Here is a 10,918-nt window from a genome sequence, read left to right on the forward strand (position 1 = left end):
TACTGTGCCGCACGATTTCCGGATCGGCCGTGAGGGCGGGCGCGCGGTTTCATCGGTGGCTGGTGGCCGTTTGTGTCGGTGGCTCGTGGCATAGTGCCACCACGATGAAACTGACCAAGGGTGAGCGAACGACGGTTCCGACATCGCTTCTGACGGTTGTGCTTTCATGGCGGTCGTCGCATGCGGTGCGGGCGCAGGCCGTCCTGGTGGCGGAGCACGGCCGGGCCCGGTCCGACCGCGATTTCGTCTGGTTCGACGCACCCCGCCACGTCTCACAGGCGGTGACGCTGGATCGCGAGCCCGCGGCGGGGACCGCCCGGCTGTCGGTGTCGCTGCCGCGGACCGGGCCGGACATCGCCGGGATCATCGTCATCGGATCGGTGGACGAGGGGCCGGCCATCGAGCCCGAGGACACCGCTCGGCCCTCCCCGGGCGCGGCGGCTCCGGGCCGAGGATCCGCCGGGTCCGGCCGAGGTTTCGCCGGGGTCGACGGGCTGACGCTCACGGTGTTCGACCATGACAGCCCCGTGGTCTCCTACCCGGTGGCCGTGGCGGATGCCGCTGCCGCCCTGGTGCTGGGTGAATTCGCACGCGCCGAGGGCCGGTGGGAGTTCCGGAGCCTGGCCGATGCCGGGGTGAGCCTGGCCGGGCTGGTGCGCGAATTCGGGGTGCGGATCGATCCCGCGCACACGTTCCGGGCCGAGCCGCGCCGCACCCCGCCGCCGCCGGATCCCGAACGGGCCGACTGGCATCCGGACCCGCGCGATCCGGCGCGCCTGCGCTGGTGGGACGGCACAACCTGGACCGCCTCGACCCGGCCCGTCGTCGTCCGCGACGCCCGCCACTGCCCGCGCTGCGGCGCGCCGCGTAAGGGGCTGCTCGGCGCGGCGGCCGGACTGCTGGGGTCCGCGTCGCTGTGCCGCGAATGCGCCACCGAGACAGCCGAATACCTGCGCGGATGGCGGCAGCGCGCCGAGCGGGTGCTGCGTGTCCCGGGCCCGCGCGAGGATCGGGTCGCCCCGGCCGGCGCTGCCGACGGCGATTGGGAAGCGCTGTGGACCGAGCTGCGATTCCAGCGCATCGAGCGTGCGGTCGCCGTCGATCCGCTGCGCCCGGTCGCCGGTGCGCACCTGGAACGCGTGGTCGCCTTCACCCTCGCCGACGGTGTGGTCGAGCAGTCCGATCTGGACTCCTTCGAGGACATCGCCGGGGAACTGTCGCTGTCGGACCCGCGCATCGAGGAGCTGCGCCGCCGCCTGCACCGCGGCCGTCTGCTCACCCGCCTGCGTTCGGGTGAACTCCCGCACCAGCCCGCCACCGGCCTGCACCTGGACCCCGACGAGCGCGTCCACCTGAACCTGCCCGCCGTCCATGTCCGCCAGCTGGCCCGCGGCCCCAAACGCACCGAGGGCCGTCTCATCGTCAGCAACCGCAAACTCCGCTTCACCGGCCCCGATACCGGCATCGAGATGCCCTGGGCCCGAGTGGTTTCGGTGACTCCCGCCGCCGGGCGGATCGAGATCTCGGCCACCTCCGCGCGCGGCGGCGCGATCCTCGAGCTCGCCGATCCGGACTACGCGGCCGCCGCCATGGAGGGCGCGCTACGGGTGGCCAAACGCCTGGCCCTCACCCCCGGCCGCCGCGATACCCGCTCGGTCCCACCGGATGTCAAGGCCGTGGTGTGGCAGCGCGACGGCGGCAGGTGCGTCGAATGCGGCGACACCCACTACCTGGAGTTCGACCACATCATCCCGATCAGCCGCGGTGGCGCGACCAGCCCGGCCAACCTGCAGATCCTGTGCCGCGCCTGCAATCGCACCAAGGGCGCGCACATCTGAGTCCGGCATCCCACCGCACCACCCCGCGACAGCGCATCGAATGTGGGTAATCGAACGCTGTGGGCAATCGAACACCATGCGATGAATCATGTTGAGCGCCATCCCTTGTGGTTTTAGCGTCCGAGACGAGCAGGTCGAGAAAGGGGAGTCGAAATGCAGGTAGCAGTGGTGGGCGGTACCGGAACCCTGGGCGCGCCGGTGGTCCGCGAGCTGGCGGCCCGGGGCCACACCGTGCGGGTGCTGAGCCGGTCCGCACCGGCGGACCCGGTGCCGGGGACCGAGCATCACGCGGTCGATCTGGTGACCGGCGCGGGCCTGGACGCGGCGCTCGAGGGCGTCTACGCGGTGGTCGACGCCGGTAATCACCGCGGCCCGCGCAGCGCCCGCACCATGGTCGAGGGCGTGCGCGCCCTGCTGGCCGCCGAGCAGCGCGCCAAGGTCGGCCACCACGTGGAGATCTCCATCGTCGGCTGCGAGCGGGTCCCGTTCGGCTACTACCGGACGAAGGTCGCCCAGGAACGCGCCGTCACCCAGGGCCCGATCCCGTGGACCCTGCTGCGCGCCACCCAGTTCCACGAGCTCATCGACGAACTGCTGGGCGGCGGCGCGAAGTTCCGGATCGCGCCGCACAGCGCCATGCGTTTCCAGCCGGTCGACGTGACCGCGGTGGCGGGCCGGCTCGCCGACGCGGTGGCGGCCGGACCGTCGGGCCGGGTCCGCGATGTCGGCGGACCGGCCGTGCAGACCCTCGCCGAACTCGCCGAACTCCGCCGCCGAACCCTCGGCCAGGCCCTGCTGCCCTTCCCGGTGCCGCCCATCGGCCGGGCCATCCGGCGGGTGCGCGACGCTGCGCTGTGTCTCGGCTCCGATGGCGAGACAGTGTCTTTCGACTATGCCGAGTGGCTGCGCCGGCGGTACGCGAAGCCGGTGAGCTGACCTGCTTCCATGGTGGCGACGCCGGGGCGGATTGGGCATCCGGAATCGCCCGGAGAATCCCCTGATCCGGGCCTACAACCCCCGGATGCTCAGCGCTTGACGCGCAGAACCGTTGGTTCGGCGCAGAATTGGGCCGCGGCCTGGTCCGGGTCGAGGCCCGTGCGGGCCAGCCCGCCGGTGTCGACGACCTTGCATTCGCTGCCGCCGACGTGACCGGTGCCGTCGTCGAGGAAGTGCACCTCCACGGTGACGAGCGGGTGCAGGACGGCGGCGTCGAAGGTCCAGAACTGGATGTTCCACAGTTCGTAGGAGTCGCGGGCGGTGATGACGGTGTAGCCCGCGGCGGAGGTGTCGATGCCGATTCCGGCGAGTTCGCCGGAGCGCTGGAGCTTGCCATCGGGCGCCGCGTGGTAGATGACGTACCGGATATTGGCGGTGGCGGCCATGACCGGGATGATCAGCTCGTCGCGGCCGTCGTTGTCGACGTCGCGCAGGCGCGGTTCGGTCGTTCCGACGGCCGGTTCGGTCAGGGTCTGGAGGGTGACGCCCTCGGGGTCCAGGGTGGTGACGGTGACGGCGCTCTGCTGTCCGTGGCCGTGGCGGCGGACCTCGAAGGTGAGTCCGGCGCTGTCGTGTGACTGCAGGTAGCAGTCGGGAGGCATTGCGGCGGAACCGATATCGCCGCACGGCTCCAGGCCGGAGACGGGGGCGGGCGGCTCGGTGGCCGCGATGTCGCGGGGAGCGCTGGGTTGCGGGTCGAGGTTGCCCGCCAGGGGTGCGCTGGGGCGGGCACAGGCGGCCAGTGCCAGTGTCGCGGCGGCGACCAGGACACCGGCCGCGAGATTCCTCCCCATGACAGTGAGGATAGCGACGAATCGCCCAGTCAACCGGACGGCGGCGGGGCGTCGAAACATATACGCGACATCATGTGCACACCTGCGCACTTATTGGCTTATAGTGGCGGCATGCTCGTCGTGCTGCGCCATCCCCAGTTCCGCAAGCTGTTCACCGCCCAGGTCGTCGCCCTGGTCGGCACCGGCCTGCTGACGGTCGCGCTGGGCCTGCTCGCCTACGAGGTGGCGGGCGGCCAGGCGGGGGCGGTGCTGGGAACCGCGCTGGCCATCAAGATGGTGGCGTATGTCGCTGTGGCGCCGGTGATCTCGGCGCTGACCGCGCGGCTGCCGCGCCGCCTGGTGCTGGTGTCGGCGGACGCGGTGCGGGCCGGAATCGCGCTCATGCTGCCGTTCGTCACCCACACCTGGCAGATCTACGTGCTGATCGCGCTGCTGCAGTCGGCCTCGGCGACCTTCACCCCGGCGTTCCAGTCGCTGATCCCGTCGATCCTGGTCGACGAGGAGGACTACACGCACGGCCTGTCCCTGTCACGCCTGGCCTACGACCTGGAGTCGCTGCTCAGCCCGATGCTGGCCGCCGCCCTGCTGACGGTGATCAGCTATCACTCGCTGTTCGTCGGCACCGCCGCGGGCTTCGTGGCCTCGGCCCTGCTGGTGGTGACCACCCGACTCCCGCGCCTGGACCCGGCCGACCATTCGGCCCCGCTGCTGGAGCGCATCACCGCGGGCGCGCGCATCATGATGAACCGCCCGGTGCTGCGCGGCCTGCTGGCCCTGAACATGGTGGTGGCCGCCGCCTCCTCGCTGGTCATCGTGAACACCGTTGTGTACGTGCGCGACCAGCTCGACGGCTCCAATACCGGTGTGGCACTCGCGCTGGCCTGCTTCGGGTTCGGATCGATGGCGGTGGCGCTGTCGACCCCGCGACTGCTGACGATCCTCCCCGACCGGCGATTCATGCTGACCGGCAGCGCTGTGCTGCCGCTGGGCCTGATCGCCGCATCCCTGCCACCCCTGCTCCCCCACGCCGCCGGGACGATCGTGCTGGCCCTGACCTGGCTGTTGCTCGGCGCGGGCACCTCGATGATCAGCACCCCGTCGGCCCGCCTGCTGCGCGCCCAGACCCAACTCTCCGATCGCACAGCCGTTTTCACCGCCCAGTTCTCGCTGTCGCACGCCTGCTTCCTGGTGACCTATCCGATCGCGGGCAAGCTGGGCGCGCTGGCAGGTCTGCCGACCACGGCCATCGTGCTGGCCGCGCTCGCTACACTGGCAGCGACGACCGCGGCGCGGGTCTGGCCCGCGTCCGTCCCCGCCGACATCGAGGCGGTGTCCGCGGCAGGAAGGTGATCAGGTGAGCAAGGCCGAATCGCTGCCCGCCGCCACTCCCAGCCTCACCCATCCGGTCGCTCCGGACGAGGCCCGGCTGGACGTGGCCACCGAGACCTTCCGCATGCTCTCCGATCCGACCCGCCTGCACATCCTGTGGATCCTGGCCGCCGCCGAGGCCGATGTCTCCGCGCTCACCGAGGCCTGCGGCGCGTCCCGGACCGCGGTCAGCCAGCATCTGGCGAAGCTACGCTTCACGGGCATGGTCGATACCCGCCGCGAGGGCCGCCGCATCATCTACCGGATTCGCGACGGCCACCTGGCCCGCCTGGTCCGTGAGGGCCTCAACCATGCCGATCACGTCGTGACCGGCGAACCCTCCCACGAGTAACCATCCCCCGGACCTGCGCTCCTGGTCAGTGGGACGTGGTATCGCCGTGTACCCGCATTCGCCGCGACGATATGCCTATTCGAAATATCGCCGGACGAATAGTGAGAGGTCGCGCGCATGCATCCCGAGCAGGGCAGCCCATTCGATGTCATCATCATCGGGGCCGGATTCGCCGGACTGTACGGCGTCCACCAGGCGGCGAAGGCCGGATTGAACGTGCTCGGCCTGGAGGCCGGCGAGGGCGTGGGCGGCACCTGGTTCTGGAACCGCTACCCCGGCGCGCGCTGTGACGTGGAGAGCGTCGACTACTCGTACTCCTTCGACGAGGACCTGCAGCAGAGCTGGACCTGGACCGAGCGGTTCGCCGCGCAGCCGGAGATCCTCGACTACATCAACCACGTGGCCGACCGCTTCGAGCTGAAGCGCCACTACCGCTTCGGCCAGCGCGTGATCGGCGCGAGCTTCGACGACGCCGCCGCCATCTGGACGGTGCGCACCGAGCGCGGCGACGAATTCCGGTCGCAGTTCGTGATTTTCGCGACCGGCTGCCTGTCCGCGCCGATCAAGCCGAACATCCCGGGCATCGAATCCTTCGCGGGCGAGGAGCTGTTCACCGCGCAGTGGCCCGAACAGGGCGTGTCCTTCGAGGGCAAGCGGGTCGGCGTGATCGGCACCGGTTCCTCGGGCATCCAGGTGTCGCCGATCATCGCGCGGGAGGCGAAGGCGCTCACCGTGTTCCAGCGTTCGGCCAACTTCAGCGTCCCGGTCCCGAACCGCCCGTGGACCGAGGAGGAGCAGACCGATATTCGCGCCACCTACCGGCAGCGTCGCGAGAGGTCCTACTACGCGGGTGCGGCCACCCCGCACGCCTCGCTGGAGACCAAGGCCCTGGACATGAGCGCCGAGGATCGGGCCACGGCCATGGAGGACCGCTGGAACGGCGGCGGCGTGCTGTTCAACAAGGTCTTCCCGGACCAGAACAGCGATATCCGCGCCAATGAGCTGGTGCGCGAGTTCGCGGTCGCGAAGATCCGCGCCAAGGTCGACGATCAGGCCGTGGCCGATGACCTGATCCCCAACGACCACCCGATCGGCACCAAGCGCATCTGCACCGACTCGGGCTACTACGAGATGTTCAACCGGCCCAATGTGTCGCTGGTGAACCTGCGTCGCGAGGCGATCGAGGAGGTCACCCCGACGGGCATCCGCACCGCGGACCAGTTCATCGAGCTCGACACCCTGGTGTACGCCACCGGTTTCGACGCCATGACCGGCGCGCTGCTGCGCATCGACCTGCACGGCGCGGGCGACGCCCGCCTGGGCGACCTGTGGGCCGACGGCCCGGTCACCTACCTGGGCTTCGGCATCCCCGGCTTCCCGAACATGTTCAGCATCAACAGTGTCGGCACCCCGTCGGTGATGGCGAACATGGTGCTGCATTCGGAGCAGCAGCTGGACTGGGTGCTGGCGCTGGTGCAGCACTGCCGCGCCAACGGCATCCGCACCGCGGAGGCGCGGTCGGAGGCGGCGGTCAAGTGGACCGATCACCTGCTGGAGGTCGCCGAGGGCACGCTGTTCGTGAAGGCCAACTCCTGGTACATGGGCGCGAACGTGGAGGGCAAGAAGCGCGTGTTCATGCCCTACATCGGCGGTTTCGGCAACTACCGCCGCTACTGCGACGACGAGCGCGACAACGGCTACCCGAACTTCGAGTTGACGGCGTGATCGACCGCGGAGACCGGCTCGCTTCCCTGGGGAGCGAGCCGGTCTCGCTGTTTCAGGCGGGCAGTCCCAGCCCGGCCGCCAGCACCGGCCACGACCGCTTCACCGCTTCCTGCCAGTAGCCCCAGGAGTGGGTGCCGGTGAGCGTGAAGAAGCAGGTGGCGGGAATGCCGAGCCACTCGAGCCGGGCCGCGAGATGGTGGCTGCAGTAGTCGGTGGCGGCTTCGATGCTGCCCCCGAGGGTGAGCTGGTCGATCCAGCCGTCGAGGCCGGGCAGGGTGTGCGGGCCGCCCGGGAGATCCCACTGGCCCGGCAGCCCGGATCCGCTGGAGATGAACAGGTTCAGGCCGCGCAGCTGATCGGCGTGCAGGAAGGGATCGTTGGCCGCCCACTCGGGATCACCCGCGGGCCCGTACATGTTCTCCGGGTCGCCGCCGCCCTTCTCCACCACGGCGCTCACGAAATGATGGCCCAGCGGGTCGCTGATCTGGGCGCAGCCGCTGTAGGACGCGACCGATCGATACAGCCCGGGTGCGGCGATGGCCAGTTGCAGCACCGAGGTGCCCGCCATGGACAGGCCCGCGATCGCGTTGCGCCCGTTGCCGTTCAGTTCCCGGTCCACGACCGGCGGCAGCTCCTGGGTGAGGAAGGTCCGCCATTTGTTCACGCCCAGAACGGGATCGGGCTCGCGCCAGTCGGTGTAGTAGGTGTAGTCGCCGCCGATCGGCGCCACCACGGTGACGTCCTTTCCGGCCAGGAAGTCCATCGCGTCGGTCGCGGTCTGCCAGTTCACCGCGCCGACGCCGCCGCCGCCCGCGCCGCCGAGCAGGTAGAGCACCGGGACGGGCTGCGAGGTGTCGGCGGCGCGATGCACTTCGACCTGGATGTCGCGGCCCATGGCGTCGGAATGGACCCACAGCGTCTCGAGGCGGGCGTCGCCGGTGTCGGGTTCGGCGGCGGCGATGCCCGCGGCGGTCGTGAGCAGGAGGGTTGCGGCCACGGCGGATAGTGCACTGACCAGCACATTTGTCGATCGCACGGTGTCTCCTTCGGCGATGGAACTATGCCTGAGGGTACGATTCCGCGCCGCCGGTCAGGGCCGGATTCCGCCCCCGGAGACCGCACTGTGGCCGTCCCGCGACCACCCCCGGACACGACACCGCGACATTTCGAGAGGCCGTCTCGCTTCCCCTGGAGGCGCGCCGGTTCTCTGTCGATGTCGCAGTGTCGTCTCCGATCAGACGGGCAGACCCAGACCGGATGCCAGGACCGGCCACGACTTCTTCAGCGCGTCCTCCCAGTACCCCCAGGAGTGGGTGCCGGTGGGCGTGAAGTCGTAGGTGGCCGGAATGCCGAGGCCGTCGAGCTTGACCTTCAGATTGTGGGTGCAGTAATTGGTGGCGGCCTCGAGCCCGCCACCGAGGGCGATCTGGTTGATCAGGCCGCCCGCGCCGGGCAGGGTGTGCGGGCCGTCGAGGGTGTCCCACTCGCCCGGCATGCCGGATCCGCTGGAGATGAACAGGTCCAGGCCGCGCAGCTGATCAGCGTGCAGGTAGGGATCATTGGCGGCCCATTCCGGATCGCCCTGGGGGCCATACATGTTCTTGCTGTCACCGCCGCCGGCGGCGACGACCATATTGACGAAGTTGTAGCCGAGCGGGTCGCTGATCTGGGCGCAACCGCTGTAGGCGGCCACCGATTTGTACAGGCCCGGCGCGGCGATGGGCAGCTGCAACACCGAGGTGCCCGCCATGGACAGACCCGCGATCGCATTGCGCCCGTTGGTGTTCAAGGCCGCGTCGATGAGCGGGGGCAGTTCCTCGGTGAGGAACGTCTTCCACTTGTTCACGCCCAGTGCGGGATCCGGGTCGCGCCAGTCGGTGTAGTAGCTGAACGCGCCGCCGACCGGCTGCACCACATTGACGTTCTTGTCGGACAGGAAGTTCAGGACGTCGGTGCGCTGGCGCCAGGTCGCGGTGTCGGTGCCGCCGCCCGCGCCATTGAGCAGGTACAGCACCGGGGTGGGCCCCGAGGCGTCGGCGGCTCGTTGCACGTCGACCTGGATGTTCTTGCCCATGGCGGCCGAATAGACCTGCAATGTCAGGTTCCGCGCATCTGTGGGCTTGCTGGAGGCGATGCGGGAGCCGTCGGCGGAGGCCCCGGCGTAGTCCACCGAGGCGCCCGGGTTGGCCCGAGCGGCGCCCGCGGCCATTGGTAGCAGAACAGTTGCGGTCAAGGCGAGCACTCCACTGCACCAGATCTTCGTTGAACGCACGCTTTCTCCTTCGGCAGTGTTTTCCAGCTTGTTACCACTCAGCGCATCACATTGCCGATCCCCTCTAAGTAATTGCTGGCTCGAAACTGAGTACCGGCTGAGAACCCCCGTCAGGGGCTGTCAGCGCACTGTCGGTGAGCTGTCAGCGCGGGCCGACATCGTCATGGATATGACACAGACCACCACTTCCGACGCCGCCCTGACCGCTTTCGTCGAGGCCACGGCCGCGCGGTACGACATGCCCGGCATCGCCGTCGGTATCTGGGCCGGCGGCCGTGAGATCCATGCCACGGTCGGCGTGACCAGCACCGAGAACCCGGTTCCAGTGACCGAGCACACCGTGTTCGCGATCGGCTCGACCTCCAAGACCTTCACCGCCACCGCGCTGTTGCGCCTGGTCGCCGACGGCCGGGTCGACCTGGACGCCCCGGTCCGCACCTACGTTCCCGAGCTCGACCTGCTCGACGAGCACGCCGCGGCCACCGTCACCGTCGCGCAGCTGCTCAACCACACCGCCGGATTCGAGTGGAACCTGATCAACAACACCGGCGAGGGTGAGGACGGGCTGGCCGCGTTCGTGGCGTCGCTGGCCGAGCTGCCGCTGCTCGCCGCGCCCGGCGAGCGCGCGTCCTACAGTCAGGCCGGTTTCAACCTGCTGGGCCGCGTCATCGAGAACGTGACCGGCGAGCCGTTCGAAAAGGTCGTCGCCGACACGGTTTTCGCGCCGGTCGGGCTGACCGGGAGCCACTACTTCCAGGGCGACATCATGACCCGCCGTTTCGCGGCCGGGCACGAACGCCAGGCGGACGGGACACTCGAGGTGGCGCGGGTCTGGAAGGGCACCCGCGCCAACAATCCCGGCGGCGGCATCGGCACCACGATGTCGGATCTGTTGCGCTGGGGCCGATTCCACCTCGGCGATGGCCACGGCGCGCACGGTGAGACCGTGCTGCCCACCGACCTGCTGCGCGCCATGCGGGAGCCGACCGTCACACTGCGCAACAGCACCCTCGCCGACGCGTTCGGCCTGTGCTGGATGCTGCGAGACGTGGACGGGGTGCGCATGGCCGGGCACGGCGGTTCCGGCTTCGGCCAGTTCGCGGACTTCCAGCTGGTGCCCGAGCGCGATTTCGCGATCGTGGTGCTCTCCAATGCCAGCCCGGATGGCATTCCGGCCAATCAGGCCATCGTCCGCTGGGCGTTGGAGCACTACCTGGGGGTGATCGACCAGGACCCGGAGCCGGTGCCGTTCGATGCCACCCGCGTCCCGGAGCTGTCCGGCGTGTACGACATCGACGCCATGACCATGACCTGCTACGCGGAGGGCGATCAGCTGTACCTGGACTGCAAGGTCAAGCCGGAGATCCGGGCCGCCGGGGGCGCGGAGATCCCGCAGGATCACCCTCCGTTCCCGTTCGGCATCCTGCCGGGTGACGGGGACGAATATGTGATCACCGCGGGGTCTTTCGAGGGTCAGCGCGGATTCTTCAGCCGGGACGCCGACGGGGAGATCATCGGCGTGGATCTGGCCGGGCGACTGTTCGGCAGGGTGTCCTGAGCGGCACGCATCGAC

The 10,918-nt window shown here is 69.6% G+C and carries 9 protein-coding genes; 6 read left to right on the forward strand and 3 right to left on the reverse strand.

Features of this window, described 5'->3' with window-relative positions; genetic code table 11:
- Positions 1–104 precede the first annotated feature (104 nt).
- The gene (locus ACFYTS_RS21640) at positions 105–1,838 is read left to right on the forward strand and encodes an HNH endonuclease (protein ID WP_387306678.1); all 1,734 of its coding nucleotides are present in this window, start codon (positions 105–107) and stop codon (positions 1,836–1,838) included.
- A gap of 153 nt (positions 1,839–1,991) precedes the next feature.
- On the forward strand, positions 1,992–2,774 hold the full coding sequence (locus tag ACFYTS_RS21645) for an SDR family oxidoreductase (protein WP_387306680.1): 783 nt from the start codon (positions 1,992–1,994) through the stop codon (positions 2,772–2,774).
- Positions 2,775–2,863: 89 nt separating this feature from the next.
- Here ACFYTS_RS21645 and ACFYTS_RS21650 read toward each other — a convergent pair whose 3' ends face one another.
- Entirely contained in the window at positions 2,864–3,628 is a 765-nt protein-coding gene (locus tag ACFYTS_RS21650; protein WP_387306682.1) for a hypothetical protein, read from the reverse strand.
- Positions 3,629–3,739: 111 nt separating this feature from the next.
- On the opposite strand from ACFYTS_RS21650, the gene ACFYTS_RS21655 reads away from it, so the two are divergent.
- From ACFYTS_RS21655 to ACFYTS_RS21665, 3 genes are all read left to right on the forward strand, one after another.
- Positions 3,740–4,978: an MFS transporter gene (locus ACFYTS_RS21655; RefSeq protein ID WP_387306684.1), complete on the forward strand. Its 1,239-nt coding sequence runs from the start codon at positions 3,740–3,742 to the stop codon at positions 4,976–4,978.
- Between the two features lie 4 nt (positions 4,979–4,982).
- Positions 4,983–5,348, forward strand: a complete 366-nt coding sequence (locus ACFYTS_RS21660; protein WP_357278405.1) for a metalloregulator ArsR/SmtB family transcription factor — start codon at positions 4,983–4,985, stop codon at positions 5,346–5,348.
- Between the two features lie 117 nt (positions 5,349–5,465).
- Positions 5,466–7,073, forward strand: coding sequence for a flavin-containing monooxygenase (locus ACFYTS_RS21665; protein ID WP_387306686.1), 1,608 nt, complete (start codon positions 5,466–5,468; stop codon positions 7,071–7,073).
- Between the two features lie 52 nt (positions 7,074–7,125).
- On the opposite strand, the gene ACFYTS_RS21670 is transcribed toward ACFYTS_RS21665, so the two are convergent.
- Both ACFYTS_RS21670 and ACFYTS_RS21675 read right to left on the reverse strand, forming a co-directional pair.
- Positions 7,126–8,109 (reverse strand): alpha/beta hydrolase family protein, encoded by a 984-nt coding sequence (locus tag ACFYTS_RS21670; protein WP_357278409.1) that lies wholly within the window; start codon positions 8,107–8,109, stop codon positions 7,126–7,128.
- Positions 8,110–8,307: 198 nt separating this feature from the next.
- A complete protein-coding gene (locus ACFYTS_RS21675; RefSeq protein WP_387306894.1) occupies positions 8,308–9,282 on the reverse strand; it encodes an alpha/beta hydrolase in 975 nt (324 codons plus the stop codon).
- A 232-nt stretch (positions 9,283–9,514) separates the two neighbouring features.
- Between ACFYTS_RS21675 and ACFYTS_RS21680 the strand changes: the two genes are divergently transcribed.
- On the forward strand, positions 9,515–10,903 hold the full coding sequence (locus ACFYTS_RS21680) for a serine hydrolase domain-containing protein (protein WP_387306688.1): 1,389 nt from the start codon (positions 9,515–9,517) through the stop codon (positions 10,901–10,903).
- Positions 10,904–10,918 lie beyond the last annotated feature (15 nt).

The organism is Nocardia sp. NPDC004151 (assembly GCF_042874235.1).
GTDB lineage: Bacteria > Actinomycetota > Actinomycetes > Mycobacteriales > Mycobacteriaceae > Nocardia.

Excerpts from the sequence above, each read along its gene's own strand:
- ACFYTS_RS21680 (WP_387306688.1), top strand. The coding sequence starts at position 9,515 with ATGACACAGACCACCACTTCCGACGCCGCCCTGACCGCTTTCGTCGAG.
- ACFYTS_RS21650 (WP_387306682.1), bottom strand. The coding sequence starts at position 3,628 with ATGGGGAGGAATCTCGCGGCCGGTGTCCTGGTCGCCGCCGCGACACTG.
- ACFYTS_RS21665 (WP_387306686.1), top strand. The coding sequence starts at position 5,466 with ATGCATCCCGAGCAGGGCAGCCCATTCGATGTCATCATCATCGGGGCC.
- ACFYTS_RS21645 (WP_387306680.1), top strand. The coding sequence starts at position 1,992 with ATGCAGGTAGCAGTGGTGGGCGGTACCGGAACCCTGGGCGCGCCGGTG.
- ACFYTS_RS21640 (WP_387306678.1), top strand. The coding sequence starts at position 105 with ATGAAACTGACCAAGGGTGAGCGAACGACGGTTCCGACATCGCTTCTG.
- ACFYTS_RS21675 (WP_387306894.1), bottom strand. The coding sequence starts at position 9,282 with ATGGCCGCGGGCGCCGCTCGGGCCAACCCGGGCGCCTCGGTGGACTAC.
- ACFYTS_RS21655 (WP_387306684.1), top strand. The coding sequence starts at position 3,740 with ATGCTCGTCGTGCTGCGCCATCCCCAGTTCCGCAAGCTGTTCACCGCC.